This window comes from Embleya sp. NPDC020886 (assembly GCF_044333915.1).
Classification (GTDB): Bacteria; Actinomycetota; Actinomycetes; order Streptomycetales; family Streptomycetaceae; genus Embleya.
Genome location: NZ_JBIRRX010000002.1, coordinates 542392 through 557167, shown reverse-complemented (window position 1 = coordinate 557167; position 14776 = coordinate 542392). Strand labels below are relative to the sequence as shown.

General features: G+C 70.9%; 14 protein-coding genes. 11 read left to right on the top strand and 3 right to left on the bottom strand.

The window, feature by feature from the left end; genetic code table 11:
* The first annotated feature begins 191 nt into the window (after window positions 1-191).
* Together ACH4U8_RS09220 and ACH4U8_RS09215 are read left to right on the top strand one after the other, a co-directional pair.
* Window positions 192-1601, top strand: a complete 1410-nt coding sequence (locus ACH4U8_RS09220; RefSeq protein WP_395776456.1) for an MFS transporter — start codon at window positions 192-194, stop codon at window positions 1599-1601.
* Window positions 1602-2316: 715 nt separating this feature from the next.
* A complete protein-coding gene (locus ACH4U8_RS09215) occupies window positions 2317-2631 on the top strand; it encodes a hypothetical protein (protein ID WP_395776454.1) in 315 nt (104 codons plus the stop codon).
* 382 nt (window positions 2632-3013) lie between these two features.
* On the opposite strand, the gene ACH4U8_RS09210 is transcribed toward ACH4U8_RS09215, so the two are convergent.
* Window positions 3014-3865, bottom strand: coding sequence for an SAM-dependent methyltransferase (locus ACH4U8_RS09210; RefSeq protein ID WP_360314139.1), 852 nt, complete (start codon window positions 3863-3865; stop codon window positions 3014-3016).
* A gap of 327 nt (window positions 3866-4192) precedes the next feature.
* Between ACH4U8_RS09210 and ACH4U8_RS09205 the strand changes: the two genes are divergently transcribed.
* The 3 genes from ACH4U8_RS09205 to ACH4U8_RS09195 all read left to right on the top strand — a co-directional run bounded on the left by ACH4U8_RS09205 (window position 4193) and on the right by ACH4U8_RS09195 (window position 6903).
* A complete protein-coding gene (locus ACH4U8_RS09205; RefSeq protein WP_360314141.1) occupies window positions 4193-4636 on the top strand; it encodes an SRPBCC domain-containing protein in 444 nt (147 codons plus the stop codon).
* Window positions 4633-4989, top strand: coding sequence for an ArsR/SmtB family transcription factor (locus tag ACH4U8_RS09200; protein ID WP_395776452.1), 357 nt, complete (start codon window positions 4633-4635; stop codon window positions 4987-4989). The genes ACH4U8_RS09205 and ACH4U8_RS09200 overlap by 4 nt, the downstream gene beginning before the upstream one ends.
* A gap of 516 nt (window positions 4990-5505) precedes the next feature.
* Complete coding sequence (locus ACH4U8_RS09195; RefSeq protein WP_395776450.1) at window positions 5506-6903, top strand: MFS transporter; 1398 nt, start codon at window positions 5506-5508, stop codon at window positions 6901-6903.
* A gap of 408 nt (window positions 6904-7311) precedes the next feature.
* Here the strand turns inward: ACH4U8_RS09195 and ACH4U8_RS09190 are convergent, their stop codons facing one another.
* Complete coding sequence (locus tag ACH4U8_RS09190; protein WP_360314147.1) at window positions 7312-7803, bottom strand: ArsI/CadI family heavy metal resistance metalloenzyme; 492 nt, start codon at window positions 7801-7803, stop codon at window positions 7312-7314.
* A gap of 90 nt (window positions 7804-7893) precedes the next feature.
* Between ACH4U8_RS09190 and ACH4U8_RS09185 the strand changes: the two genes are divergently transcribed.
* From ACH4U8_RS09185 to ACH4U8_RS09175, 3 genes are all read left to right on the top strand, one after another.
* Complete coding sequence (locus ACH4U8_RS09185; protein ID WP_395776448.1) at window positions 7894-8262, top strand: ArsR/SmtB family transcription factor; 369 nt, start codon at window positions 7894-7896, stop codon at window positions 8260-8262.
* Entirely contained in the window at window positions 8259-8519 is a 261-nt protein-coding gene (locus ACH4U8_RS09180; protein ID WP_395776446.1) for a hypothetical protein, read from the top strand. Before ACH4U8_RS09185 ends, ACH4U8_RS09180 begins: the two co-directional genes overlap by 4 nt.
* Window positions 8520-8638: 119 nt before the next feature.
* Window positions 8639-9217, top strand: coding sequence for a dihydrofolate reductase family protein (locus ACH4U8_RS09175; protein WP_395776444.1), 579 nt, complete (start codon window positions 8639-8641; stop codon window positions 9215-9217).
* 193 nt (window positions 9218-9410) lie between these two features.
* Here ACH4U8_RS09175 and ACH4U8_RS09170 read toward each other — a convergent pair whose 3' ends face one another.
* Window positions 9411-10142: an IclR family transcriptional regulator gene (locus ACH4U8_RS09170; protein ID WP_379990213.1), complete on the bottom strand. Its 732-nt coding sequence runs from the start codon at window positions 10140-10142 to the stop codon at window positions 9411-9413.
* Between the two features lie 76 nt (window positions 10143-10218).
* Here ACH4U8_RS09170 and ACH4U8_RS09165 point away from each other — a divergent pair, with 76 nt between their 5' ends.
* The 3 genes from ACH4U8_RS09165 (at window position 10219) to ACH4U8_RS09155 (ending at window position 14750) form a co-directional block, all read left to right on the top strand.
* Complete coding sequence (locus tag ACH4U8_RS09165; protein ID WP_395776442.1) at window positions 10219-11415, top strand: amidohydrolase family protein; 1197 nt, start codon at window positions 10219-10221, stop codon at window positions 11413-11415.
* A 61-nt stretch (window positions 11416-11476) separates the two neighbouring features.
* Window positions 11477-12256 (top strand): class II aldolase/adducin family protein, encoded by a 780-nt coding sequence (locus tag ACH4U8_RS09160; protein WP_395776440.1) that lies wholly within the window; start codon window positions 11477-11479, stop codon window positions 12254-12256.
* Window positions 12257-12401: 145 nt separating this feature from the next.
* Entirely contained in the window at window positions 12402-14750 is a 2349-nt protein-coding gene (locus ACH4U8_RS09155; protein WP_360314159.1) for a UvrD-helicase domain-containing protein, read from the top strand.
* Window positions 14751-14776: the final 26 nt, after the last annotated feature.

Here is a 14776-nt window from a genome sequence, read left to right as displayed (position 1 = left end):
CACCGCGGCCTCGACCACCTTCACCGGCTCGATCATCGAGCCGGTCTCCGGGCACCCCATCCGCGACCGGACGCGCTCGTGCGACGACAGCGGCCGAACGCTTCCAGCGCGATCTGCGGCTGCGCCGAGCCCGCGCCACGCACCCCACCACCACCGACCAACCGCCGTGATCCCCGATCAGGAGAATCGTCATGAACGCTGAAGTCGGATCCATACGCAAGGCAAGACCGGGCGCCACGCCCTTCATCCTCACCGTGGTGCTGTCCGTCTACACCGCGCTGGAGGCGATGCTGATCCCGGCCCTGCCGCAAATCCGGGCCGATCTCGACGCCTCGCCCCAGGCGGTCACCTGGGCCTTCACCGGCCTGCTGCTCGTCGGCGCCGTCGCGACCCCGGTGATCGGCCGCCTGTGCGACATCGCCGACAAACGCCGGGTCCTCATCGCCGTCGTCGCCGTCGTGCTCGTCGGCATCGTCGTGTCCGCGACGGCGAACTCGGTGGGACAACTGATCGCGGGGCAGATGATCCAGGGCGTCGGTGCCGGACTGCAACCCCTCGCCATCGGCCTGCTCAACGACACCCAACCCGCGCACCGACTCAAGCCCGCCATCGGCCTGATCGTCGGCGCGACGGCACTGGCCGCCGCGTTCGGCCTCCTGGCCTCCGGCTGGATCATCAGCGCGCTGTCGTTCACCTGGCTGTTCTGGATCCCGCTGACCGTCATGTTCGTCGCACTCGTCGCCGTCTGTCAGATCGTGCCCGAGTGCCCGGCTGCGGGCAGCGGATCGATCGACTGGCTCGGCGCCGTCCTCCTGGGCTCCGGACTGGTCGCCCTGCTGCTGGGCCTGACGGTCGCACCCGAACACGGCTGGACCTCCGCGCCGTTCCTCATCCGTGTCGCGATCGCGGCCGTGCTGCTCGGCCTGTTCGTACCCACCGAACTCCGCACGACACACCCGTTGATCGACCTGCGCGGACTCCGGAACCGACCGGTCGTCCTGACCTGCGTGGTGGCGTTCGTCGTCGGGTTCGGCACATTCGCCCTGTACGTCGTGGTGCCCAGCCTGGCCAGTCTCCCCACGAGCACCGGATACGGACTCGGAGCCGACACCGCCACCGTCGGGCTACTGCTCCTGCCCCTCGGGATATTCGCTCTGGCGAGTTCTCCGCTCACCCCCCACGCGGAGCGTATCCTCGGCACCCGCGGCGTGATGGCCCTGAGTACCGCACTCATCGTCGGCTCCAGCCTGCTGCTGCTCCTCGCCCACGGCAACGCCGCGGCCCTCTACCTCGCCAGTGCCGTGTGCGGTATCGGGATCGGCCTCAGCACGACCCAGTCGATGAACATCGTGGTCAGCGTCGTCCCCGCCGACCGCACTGCGAGCGTGGCCGGCACCGCGTTCGTCCTGCGCAGCATCGGCGCCACCCTCGGTGGCCAGATCGGCGCCAGTGTGCTCGCGTCCGATCCCGTTCCCGGCACACCGATACCGAGCTGGGACGCCTACACGACCACCTTCGTGATCAGCGCGGCGGTCGGCATGATCGCGCTCGCCCTCAGCATCGCGCTGCCCCGACGTCTGCCTGCCCCGGCCCTTGCGTGACCCCCGAACTCGTCACCCCACTCCCGACAGCACCGGCTCCCAGCCGCACGGCACCCGAAGGCCGGGGAACCCGCAGCCGTCGGCCGCGTAGGTAACCAGGCCGGCCCGAGGCTGCCACTCGTGGCCCGGAGCAACCGTGACGGATGTCTGCCGAGGCGGGGATTCCCTCCAGACCCCGGAGTCGGGGGGAATCCCCAAACGTGATGCCGTCGAGGCGGCTCCTCACGCCGCAGTCGGACCGGCTTCCGGATCGCGTGTCCATTCCTTGTGCGCTTCGCGTCGATACGTGCTAACGTACTTGTACGGTAGCAATACGGTACAAGTACGGACGGTGGCCTCGCATGGTCGCCGGGGCGAATCCCAGGAGCGACACCATGGACTTCGAACCCACCGCTCCGCGGAAACGATCACCACGCGGAACCCTCGACCGGGCGCAGGCGGTCGCCACCGCAGCGACGGTCCCGAATTCGGACACCGACACCGCCCGCGGTATCGGAACCTGCCTCGGCGCGGCCTGGTCAACGCACACCGTGCTCGACCCGGGACCCGGCAAGCGCACCGCGAACGTGCCCGGCACCGCGCTCCTCCCGCACCGCATGGCCGGTGAGCACGCTCGGCCCCGGCGCCGCGCCCCCCATGCGCCTCCCCGTCCCGACGCCGGCACGACCCGGGGATCCGTCACCGACGCGTTCGGACCGCACTTCAAGGAATCGTCATGAACACCCCGGTCGATGACATGCACCCCGTCTACCAGGTCGACGTTCCCATCCGTGATCCCAGGACGGACGCACGCGGCATCCACGTGCTCACCGGAAACGCCGCCACGGCCGAGGACGCCCTGACCACGGCCCACCACGTCTACGCCCAGGCCGTCCACGACCACACCACCGGCACCCTCCCCTCCCGGCGCCCCGACGGCTGGGGCGTCCGCGGCCTGCGCCCGGATTGGGAACCCGACTGGTCCGGGGCGATCTGCCACCCCTGGACCGGGACCCTGGAGACGATGGCATTGTTCAACCCCATCCACTGACTGCCCCGGCGCAGCGGAGGGAAGCTCGTCGGACTCCTCCCGGGGTCCCGGCAATACTCGTCGAAAAAACATCGAAGTAGCCCCTGAGCTGGGCGGCGAGGCCAGGGCCACACCCTTCACGCCACCGCCCCGTCGAGGCGCAATCGTCGACGCCGCCCGTGGCCCTCGCCCCGGGTCACGCCCCGGTCGGGGTCGGCCCGGCGATTGCCGGCCGCGCGCCCGGGTTTCGCGCCCGAGGGCGTCTGCGCCGCGCTCGGGGCCTGACCTGATCGGCGCCATGGGCGGTGGTCTGGGAGCGCGTGCTCCCACGCAGGACGGCGCCTGCGCGGGCCGCCGATGCGCGGCGTGATCGGGTGCTCGACGCGCTCGGCGACCGGACGGGTCAGCGTTTGCGTGCCACCAGGCCGTAGCAGCCGATGTCTGCCGGGTCGAGGAGTTCGGCGCCGGGTTCCGGGTGCCAGTGGGAGACGATTTCGACGCCGGGGTCGAGGAGTTCCCAACCTTCGGGGACGAGCGCTTCGACCTCGGCGCGGCTGCGCAGCTGCATCGAAATGCCCGACTTTCGGTATACGGTGGCGCCGCCGCCGGTGCCGACCGGGTCGAAGTCGCCGGTCAGATGCGAGAGCACCAGGTGGCTGCCGGAAGGCAGTCGGTGGGTCAGCCGGTGCAGCATCTCCGTGGGTTTCTCGTCGTCCGGGACGAAGTGCAGAATCGCGAGCAGCATGACGGCCAGGGGCCGTTCCAGGTCCAGGGACCCGGTGAGCGCGGGGTGGTCCAGGATCGCGTCCGGTTCGCGCACGTCGGCGTCGATGTACGCGGTCTTCCCGTCGGCATGGCTGCTCAGCAGCGCACGGGCGTGCGCCAGCACGATGGGGTCGTTGTCGACGTACACCACCCGGGATTCCGGCGCGATCTTCTGGGCCGCGTCGTGTGTGTTGCGACCCTCGACGGGGATGCCGGTGCCGAGATCGAGGAACTGCCGTATCCCGAGCCGGGCCAGGTGGTCGACCGCCCGCAGCAGGAACGCCCGGTTCGCCCGCGCCGCGGTGCGCGCGTAGGGGACGGCGAGCAGTGTCTGTTCGCCGGCTTCCCGGTCGGGCGCGAAGTTCGTCTTGCCGCCCAGGAAGTAGTCGTAGATACGCGCCGAGTGCGGCCTGGTGGTGTCGATCTCCGGCGGAGTCCAGCCCGCGATCAGGGCCTCCTGCTCGGGCGAACGCTCAAAGCCGGAGTCCATCGGGTCGTTGCCCCCATCTCGAACTGCACCAGTGGACGGGCCTGTTGCACCGGTCCCTTGATCGAATCATGCAACGCCATGCTACTCGGCCGTCGCCGCGCCTCGGAACGCCCCCCACCTGGCCTTCACCTCTCCGGCCGACCTCCGACGCAAGGCCGAAAGTCGGCCCGGGAGGTGCGCCACGGCAGACGCGGCACCACCGACTCGCGCCCCTCGCCCCGGCGTTGAGCACAATGGCATCGCCAACAATCCGCAACCCACAGGTTGCACATGAAATGCCGACGTGCAATCATCGGGTTGCGCCTGAAACGACAACGAGGAGTCCCGATGAGTGCAGACCGGATCGAACGCGAGACGTTGATCGCGGCTTCCCTGGAGCGGGTATGGTCGCTGGTGGCCGTCCCCGGATTCTGGGTGGCCGACGAGGGGAGCGTGGCAGGCACCGTGGCCGAGGAGGGCATGTCGCTGCTCGCGAAGAATTCCGAAGTGGGTGAGGTCTCGGTGCGTGTGGAGAAGGTCGAGCCGCCGACGTACGTGGCCTATCGCTGGGCCAGTGCGTTCCCCGGGGAGGAATTGCGTGCGGACAACAGCACCCTGGTGGAATTCACGCTGAGCCGGGAAGGCGACAAGACACTTCTGCGCGTGGTCGAGAGCGGGTTCGCCGCACTGGGCCTGTCCGAGGACCGGCGCGACCACACGCTGCGGTCCAACTCCCACGGCTGGCCCCGGGTGTTCGACGCGGTCAAGGGCCGCGCCGAACAGGTCGGGTGAGCGCCGAGGGGGGTCGCGGCCCCGCCGAGGGCGTCGACAGCGTCCTGACCGCGCTTGCCGACCCGACGCGACGTCGACTCCTCGACGTACTCGCCGCACAGGGCGACGCAACCGCGACCACGCTCGCCGACGGGCTGCCCATCTCGCGCCAGGCGGTGGTCAAACACCTCGCCGTCCTGGATGCCGCCGGACTGGTCTCCGGCGCCCGCGTCGGGCGGGAAGTGCGGTACGTGGTGCGGCCCGCCGCCCTGGACACGACGGCCCGCTGGATGTCCACGCTCGCCGCCGACTGGGATCGACGCCTGGCCACGATCAAGCGCCTCGCCGAGGCAGCCGAGCGCGAAGAGAGCTAGACCAGGAACTACGGGTACGACCCCTGCCCGGCCACCCGCCCTTCTTGGCGCGCGCGGCTTCGAGGGCGGGTCCGGAGAAGGCACTCATGGCACACCCCCTGCTGCGGGGTGTCCTGAGCGTGCCGTGAAGACGAGCGCAGCGGAGACCCGGCGTGACGCCGGGCGGGCTCCGCCGGCCGCCGCCACCACACACCACCACCACACACCGCAACCCCGCGCGTCGGCACGGGACCGGCGCAACGCCTCGTCGCCTCGATGCCTGAACGCCTGAACGCCTGGACGCCTGGACGCCTGGACGCCTGGACGCCTCCCGGGAATCCCCCGCCGGCCGCCGGGTCCACTTCGATTCGCCGGTACCCATCGACCGGGGACGACGCAGGCAACTCCCGTACGTCTTCCGGGACTTCACACCATCCCCAGGACTGCGCCGCCTTCGATCGATCGCCCGCCCGGCCGCCCGCCCGATGCCGTGCCGCCTGTCGCCCCTACCGGATTCTCGAGAAAGGCAACCGTCCCGTGACCACCACCGCGACTTCCCCACCCCGCTTCACCGGACGACAGCGACTGATCCTGCTGGTCCTGCTCGGTGCCGGGTTCATGTTGTCCGCCGACTTCTCCATCCTGAACGTCGCACTGCCGGAAGTGGGCGAGGGCGTCGGACTGGAGCCACCCGCCCTGCCCTGGATCGCCTCCGCCTATGCCCTGCCCGCAGCGGGCTTCACGCTCCTGTTCGGCCGGTTGGCCGACCTGTTCGGCCGCCGCCTGCTCTTTCTCACCGGCATCGTCCTGCTGGCCGTGGCCTCGCTGCTCGGCGGGTTCGCCACCACTCCCGAGATGCTCCTGTCCGCCCGCGCCCTTCAGGGCCTGTCCACCGCCCTGTCCGTCCCGGCCTCGCTGTCCCTGCTCACCACCACGTTCCACGAGGGCGCGATGCGCGATCGCATCCTGGGCCTGAACGGCGCGCTGCTCTCCGGCGGCTTCACCGTCGGCGCGCTCCTCGGCGGCTCGCTGGTGAGCCTGCTGAGCTGGCGTACGGCGTTCTTCATCAACGTGCCCGTGGCCGTACTCATCCTCGTCCTCACGCCGCTTCTGATCAGCGAGAGCAAGGTGCCCGAACGGGTCGAGCCCGACCTGCCCGGCGCGATCACCGTGACCGGCGGCCTGCTGGCCGTCGTCTACGCCGTCATCGAGCGGAACATCCCGGCCGCTGTCGTCGGCATCGTGCTGCTGGCCGCGTTCTGGCTGATCGAACTGCGCGCCGCCGCACCGCTCGTCCCGCTCCGCATCCTCAGGCGACCGACCGTCATGTGGGGAAACTACGCCGGTCTCGTGGTGTTCACGATGGAGACGGCGATGATCTTCCTGATGACGCTGTACCTCCAGCACATCCTCGAATTCAACCCGCTCGCCACCGGCCTGATCTTCGGCGTTCCGGGATTGGCGGCGGTACTGGCGGGCCCGACCGCCGGTCGTCTCATCGGCCGCCACGGCTACCGCAAGGTGCTGCCCATCGGCCTGACCGTCCAGGGCCTCGCCACGGTCCCGCTCATCTTCGTCGGCTCCGACCGCATCGGGCTGGCCCTGCTGATCCCCGCGCTGTTCGTCGGCTTCTTCGGACACGTGACGGCCATCGTGGCGTACACGGTCACGGCCACCTCCGGCCTGCCCAATGAGGAACAGGGCCTGGCGACCGGTCTCACCACGATGACCCAGAACATCGCCATCACGATCGGCATCCCGATCCTGAGCGCGATCGCCGCCACGCAGGACGCGGAACCGGCCGGGATCCGGCTGGCCCTGATCGTGAACGTGGTCGTCACGTTCGTCAGTGTCGTCCTCATCCGGATCGGTCTGCGACCGCGCGCGGAGGAGAACATCGGCGCGCCTGCCGTGCCGGCGACGCACGAGGTCTGAGGCCCGTTTCCCGACGAAGGCCCGACCGCGTGCACCACAACGGCCGTCCGGCTCCGGTGCCCGTTCGTCGCGGCCTCCCCCGCTCCGGAATGAGGCGAACGCCCCGACACTGTCGGGGCGTTCGCCTCACTTGGCCAACCCGGTGACTCGCGCTGCCCGTGGTGAGTGGTGCCCCACCAACATCGCCCGCCCCACCACCGGGAAGCCAGGAAACAGCGATCAAACCACTCGGTCGTGTAACGGCATCGCCGCCCGTGGGCGCGCGGTCTCGCGAGCGAGATCGCGTGCAACCGACCCCACACGCCGGCCAGACGAACGCGCAGGTGCCCGGTCGGCGCGGCGGCGTGATGGCGGCGACCCCGATAGGGCCTGCGGCGACGGACGATCTCGCCGATCCGGGGCGGACGCTCAGCCGCAGCAGCCGGTTTCGGCCGGTCGCGGGTCGAGCGGGGCCCGGGTCGGAGCGGGCGTGGGGACGCCGCTGTCGGTGGCGGGCAGGCAGCAGGCCGAGCCCTCGTCCTTGGCCAACTTGTCGGCCTCGCCCTTGACGACGTATACCTCCCACGGCTCCCCGCCGGGGCCGTGCACCCAGGTCTTGTCCTGGATCGCGTAGCAACACGCGGTGTCGTTCTCCTCCAGGGTGGCCAGGCCCGCCTCGGCGAGCCGGGCGGTCGCGGCGGTGACCTGCTCGGTGGTCTCCACCTCGACCCCGAGGTGGTCCAGCACCGTCGGCTCGCCCTCCGTGCCCTGGATCAGGACGAGCTTGAGCGGCGGCTCGGCGATGGCGAAGTTGGCGTAGCCGTCGCGGAGCTTGGCCGGTTCGGCACCGAAAAGCTTGCTGTAGAAGGCGATCGAGGCGTCGAGGTCGGCGACGCGCAGGGCGAGTTGGACGCGGGACATGACGGAGACCTCCGGGTCGAAGCGGCTGTATTGACATCTGTCGATATCAAAACCTTGCCACCGGTCATCGACGACTGTCAATATCGACACATGTCGAATCCGAAGGTGCTTCCGCTCCTGGCAACAGCGGCCGGCGCAGAGGTCGTGCCGTGCTGCGCGCCGCTGTCACGCGAGCCACTGGCGGTCGCGGACTCCGAGCGCATCGCGGCGATGTTCAAGGCGCTCGGCGATCCGGTGCGCCTGCGGCTGTTCTCGCTGATCGCCTCGCATGAGGGCGGCGAGGCGTGCGTGTGCGACATCCAGGACGTCGGGGTCTCCCAGCCGACCGTGTCGCACCACCTGAAGAGGCTCCGCGACGCCGGGTTGGTGACCTCCGAGCGGCGGGGCACGTGGGTGTACTACCGGGTCGCCCCGCCGGTGGTGGCCGCCCTCGCGGGAGTGCTGGACCTGTCCTCGTGAACGGCAGTCCCACCCGGGACGCCGAAGCGGCGGTGGACGCGCAGCCCGGGCCGGGCGCCACCCCGCCACCGGTACGGCCCGCCCTACGCGCGGCCGCGGAGCCGGTCGGTACGGCCGCACCGGTCGTGGTCGGCGCCGGCATCCAGGCGACCGAGCCGACCGACGACGTCGGCGTGCGGCTGCTCGCGAACACGATCGCGACCGTGTCCGGCTGCGGCGCCGACCGGCCCCCCGAGCTCCTCCCCGACGACGCCTGACGGGTATCGCGGTACGGGAGGTCCGGACCGGGTGTCCGACGGCGATGAGTTTCGCCGCGGCTTCAAGTCTTCATCCTCGACACCCGATCACAAGATCACCCGCATTCGAGGAGAGCATCATGACCGCCACCTACACCTTCGACGTCTTCTCCAGCCTCGACGGCTTCGGCGGCGCCGGCGGCGACTGGGCCGGCTACTGGGGCAAGCAGGGCCCGGAGTTCCTCGAACACCGCCTCGCCCAGTACCGCGCGGAGCAGCGGATGGTCTTCGGGGCCAACACGTTCCGGGCCTTCGTACGCATGCTCGCCGTCGGCACGGAGGGTTCCGAGGTGCGCGACCCGTGGGTCACCCGGATGACGCATGCGCCGGCAACGGTGGTGTCGACCACCTTGGAGGGTCCCCTCGACTGGCCGGATGCGACCGTCGTGAGCGGCGACGCCGTCGATGTCGTCGCCCGGCTCAAGGAGGAGTCCGACGTGCCGTTGCGCTCGCACGGCAGCCTGTCGATGAACCGGGCGCTGATGGCCGCCGGTCTGGTCGACCGCGTCCAGGTGACGATCTTCCCGGTGATCACCGGCCGGACCGGACTGGACCCGATCTTCCGCGGCGCCGCCGACTTCGACCTCGATCTGATCGAGCACCGGACCCTCGACGGCAACATCCAGGAACTCGTCTACCGACCCACCCTGCACGGCTGAGAGGCAATGGCGTCGGGCGTGCCGTCGGTGACCGTCCCCGGCGGCGCGGACATCCCTTGCATCGTCGGCCCGGCGGTCGCCTCGGTGCTCTCCTGCGGGTGGGCGCGCCGCAGCACGAATCCGCCCGTCCGGACCATTCGCCCCGCCGAGCCACAGGCCGGCGCCGCCGCCCGGAGGGTGGGGTGGCCCGAGGTCACCGCGGCGGCCCGGCTCGGTCGCCGAGGCCGGTCGCGGCCCGGGCGACCAGCTTCCCCACGCGTGTGCAGCCGGCTTCGTCGAGGCGGCCGGACGGGGCGCTGACGATCAGTGCGGCGATCGGTCGGCCGGTCGCGTCGAGGACCGCCGCCCCGACGCTGGCGACGCCCGCGTCCACCGCCCCCAGGCTGAGCGACCAGCCGCGGTCGCGGGTGCCGGTCAACTCCCGCCGGAAGACCTCGTCGTGCGGATCGATGCCGGACAGATCCCACTCGTCGGGAGGTGTGGCCGCGCACATCGCGAGCCCGGCCGCACTGGTGGCCGCCGGGAACACCAGCCCGATCCGCGGGACGGTGCGCACCAGTTGCCGACTCTCCGCGACATCGACCGCGACGATGCGCCCGGCGTCGGGCACCGCGAGGATCACCGTCTCGCCGGTCGCCTCGCGCAGGTCCGCCAACACGGGGCGCGCGCGGGTCAGCAGATCGTCCCGGCGCCGCGCCTGAGCCGCCAGGACCAGCGGGCGGGTGGTCAACTTCCATCGGGTCGACGGTTCGGTGGTGGGCCGCAGCCAGCCACCCGCGTGCAGCGTGACCAGGATCCGCTGCAGGGCGCTCTTGTCCACCCCGGTGATCCGAGCCAGCTCCGCGACCCCGACCGGCTCGTGCTCGGCGATGACGTCGAGCACCTCCAGGGCGCGCGCAAGGCTTTGCAGGGGCTTGACGGCCATCGGGCGCCCTCCGATACATTGCGGATCACTCTACAATACGGCATGTCACATAGCAACACACAAGCTGGGAGCCGTCGTGACGACCCTCGACCCGGAGCTGTTCCTCCCCGATCCCGAACCCGCCGACGTGCGCTACACCGTCATCTCGGTCGACGATCACGTCGTCGAGCCGCCGCACCTGTTCGACACCCACCTGCCCGCCTCGCTGCGCGGCCGCGGCCCGCGCATCGTCGAGGACCCGAACGGCGCGCAGGTCTGGGAGTTCGAGGGCGCGCGCTACTCGCAGGTCGGCATGAACGCCGTCGCCGGCCGTCGACCCGAGAGCGTCAAACTGGAACCGGCCCGCTTCGACGCCATGCGTCCGGGTTGCCACGACGTGCACGCCCGGGTCCGGGACATGGACCTCGGCGGCATCTGGGCCATGCTCAACTTCCCGTCCCAGATCACCGGGTTCTGCGGCCGGGTGTTCGCGCACGCCCGGGACACCGAGGTCGGCAAGGCGTGTGTGCGGGCGTGGAACGACTGGCTCTACGAGGAGTGGTATCGCGCCTACCCCGAGCGGATCATCCCGGGCGGGATCACCTACCTCGCCGATCCGGCCGAGGCCGTGGCCGAGATCGAGCGCAACGCGGCCCGCGGCTTCACCTCGGTGACCTTTCCCGAGCGCCCGCACGCGATCGGTCTTCCGTCGTTGTGGGATCGCGGCCACTGGGACCCCATCATCCGCGCGTGCGAGGAAACCGACACCGTCGTCTCGCTCCACGTCGGCAGCTCGGGCCTGCACCCCATCCCGCCCGGCGGCCCCGCGCTGCAACTGGGCGCGACGATGTTCGGCCAACTGTCGCTGGGCGCGTGCAGCGAATGGTTGTGGTCCGGCTACCCGGTCCGGCACCCGAACCTGAAGATCGCCATGAGCGAGGGCGGCATCGGCTGGGTGCCGATGCTCGTCGACCGGCTCGACAACATCGTCGACCGTTCCGGCTACGGCCTGGGCTGGGACGAGCGCCCCGCCGACGTGCTGCGCCGCAATTTCTGGTTCTGCACCCTCGACGACCCCTCCACGATCGCGCTGCGGCACGTCATCGGCGTCGACCACATCATGCTCGAGACCGACTACCCACACGGCGACGGCACCTGGCCGCACACCCAGGACGTCATCGCGCGGCACTGGGGCGACATCCCCGCGCACGAACTGCGGATGATGTGCAGCGAGAACGCCGCCAAGCTCTACCGACACCCGCTGCCGGACGTCGTCCTGCCGCTCGACGCGTGAGCCCCGCGGCCTCGGCCGCACGCCGGATCCCGCCTCGCCCCCGCTCCGCGAAAGGCTTTTCATGGCATTCACCCCGACGCCCGGCCGGCTCGTCCCCGACCTCACCCCCGCGCAGGAGATCGTGCTGCTGGCGCGCACGCTCTGGCGCGAGGGCTACGACGACCACCTCGCCGGACACATCACCTACAACCTCGGCGACGGAACACTGCTGTGCAACCCCTGGTTGCTGGCCTGGAACGAGATCCGCCCGCGCGACATCATCCGGATCGACCTGGCCGGCAACCTAGTCGACGGCGATTGGCCGGTGCCGCTCGGCATACCGCTGCACCTCGAACTCCACCAGGTCCGCCCGGACATCCAGGTCGCGATGCACAACCACCCGCGGTTCGGCACGGTGTGGGCCGACATGGGCGAGATACCGCCCGCGTACGACCAGAGTTCGTCCCTCGGCGGCGGGGACCTGACGCTCGTCGACGAGTACGACGGCGCGGTCAACGATGCCGAGGCCGCGCGCAAGGTGATCGCGGCAATGGGCGACGCCGATCTCGCGCTGCTCGCCGGGCACGGGGTGTTCGTCGTCGGCGTCTCCACCCGGGCCGTCCACCAGCGTGCGGTCGCCCTCGAAATCCGTTGCCGCAACGCCTGGCTGGTCCGGGCCGCCGACGGCCGCCGCACCAGTCCCCTGCCCGCGCACTGGCTGGAGCGCAGCCGCCGCAGCGACGGCAACGGCTTCGTCGGCTACTGGGAGTCCTCGGTGCGGGCGGAACTGCGCGCCGCTCCGGATCTGTTGACGGAACCGTCGACGGAACCCGGGGAGGCCGACCGACGGACCTCGCCATAGGGGGAAACGGAGACAGGGAAGGAGAAAGCCCCGGACGCCTTGGCGTCCGGGGCTTTTCCTAAGGTATATTGGATGATTCTGAATACCGGTGATCACACAGTATTCAGAAAGATTATGAAGGCATAGTAGCCGTCCGGGAGATGAATTGTCAAACGCCGAATTGCGACACGAACAGGAATTCATCGACGTCCTGTACGCGCGCCTCGCGGACCTGCGTGACCAGGCCGAGGCCGCCGTAACGGACGTGCTCGGGCGCGAGCACGACGGCACCCGGCAGGCACGCGTCGAACGGGACATCGCGGTCTTCGAACAGTCGAGCCTGCGCGCGGCATTCGACGCCGGCGCGAACGGCCTGTGTTTCGGGCGTTTGTTGTTCCGTGACGGTGCCGACCACCACATCGGCAGGATCGGTATTCGCCGCGACGACGCCGAGCACACCCCGCTGGTCATCGACTGGCGCGCCGACGTCGCGCGGCCGTTCTACCTCGCGACCGGACACACCCCGATGGGCCTGCGCCGCCGACGGCACATCACCACCTCCGGGCAGCGGGTCGCCGCGCTGCACGACGAGATCCTCGACCTCACCGATGCCACTCGCACCGGCTTCGAGGGTTCGGACGCCGACGCGGTGCTGCTCGCCTCGCTCGACGCCGCCCGCACCGGGCGCATGCACGACATCGTGCAGACCATCCAGGCCGAGCAGGACCGGATCATCCGGGCGCCGCACCAGGGCGTCCTGGTGGTCGAGGGCGGCCCGGGCACCGGCAAGACGGTCGTCGCCCTGCACCGCGCGGCGTACCTGCTGTACGCGAACCGCGAGCAGTTGACCCGTCGCGTGGTGCTCGTGGTCGGCCCCAACCCGGCCTTCCTCGGCTACATCGAGGACGTGCTGCCGTCGCTCGGCGAGACGGGGGTGCAGTTCGCCACGCCGGGCGAGCTGTTCCCGGGCGTCACCGCGACCGCCGTCGACACCCCGGAGGCCGCCGAGGTCAAGGGCCGCGCCGCGATGGCCGAGGTGCTCGCCCGCTTCGTGGCCGACCGACAGACGGTGCCCGAGACGCCGTTGCTCATCGGGCACGACGACGGCGATCTGTTCCTGGACGCGGAGATCGCCCGGGCCGCCCGGAGCAGGGCGCGCGCAACCCGGCTGCCGCACAACCTCGCCCGCCCGGCGTTCGCGGCGCGCGTGATCGACGGTCTCACCGAGCAGTTGGTCGCCGTACTGGGCGCGGACCCGTTCGGCGGGCCGAACTTCCTCGGCACCCACGAGGTCGCGCAGTTGGCGATGTCGGTCGCCGAGAGCCCGGCCGTGCAGGCGGCCGTCGACGAGTTGTGGCCCCGCCTGACCCCGCAGGGGCTGCTCGCGGACTACCTCGCCGAACCCGTGTACCTGTCCGACCAGGACGCCGCGGCGATCCGGCGGCCGGCCGCGTACGACCCGGTCTTCGGGACCTGGACGAGCGACGAATGGACGGTCGCGGACGTACCGTTGCTGGACGAGGCGGCCGAACTCCTGGGTGAGGACGACTCGTTGGCGCGGGCTGCGGCGGCTGCCGAGCGCCGGCGGCAGATCGCGTACGCGCAGGGCGTGTTGGACCTGTCGTACGGCTCGCGCACACAGGAGTTCGAGGACCGCGACGACGAGGAGTCCGAGGTGTTGAGCGCGCACGACCTCGTGGACGCCGAGCGGCTGGCCGAACGCCAGGAGGAGCTCGACCGCCGCACCTCGGCCGAGCGCGCGGCGGCGGACCGCACCTGGGCCTACGGCCACATCGTGGTCGACGAGGCCCAGGAACTCTCGGCGATGACCTGGCGGTTGCTCATGCGGCGCAGCCCCAGCCGGTCGATGACCCTGGTCGGCGACCCCGCGCAGACCTCGGAGCCGGCCGGGTGCGGATCCTGGGAGCGCATCCTGGTGCCGTATGTCGAGGGCCGCTGGGAGCGGGTCCGGCTGGGCGTGAACTACCGTACGCCGACCGAGATCATGCAGGTCGCGGCCGACGTCATGCGGGCCGCCGACCCGGGCTTCGAGCCGCCGAGGTCGGTGCGCTCGACCGGCGTGAAGCCGTGGGCGCGCCACACCGGGAACCTGGCGGCGGCCGTGGCGTGGGCGGTCGCGCTGGAGTCGGGTACATCGGACGGGTCGGGCACATCGGGCACGTCGCGTACGCGGCACGCGACCGACGGTGGCGCGGAGCGGGTTCCGGTCGAGGGACGCCTCGCGGTGATCGCGCCGCGCGAGCTGATCGACGCGGTGGCGGCGGCGATCCCGCACGCCGAACGAGGCGTCGAGCCGGACCTGACCCGGCCCTTGGTGCTGCTCGACCCCAAGCAGGCCAAGGGGCTGGAGTTCGACGCGGTGATCGTCGTGGAGCCGGCAGCGTTCGGCCTCGCCGACCTGTACGTGGCGCTGACCCGGGCGACCCAGCGGCTCGGCGTCGTGCACACCCGCGACCTCCCGCCGGGGCTCACGGGTCTCACCCAGGCGGGGTGACCTCGGCGCGGGCGGGCGGAACCGGC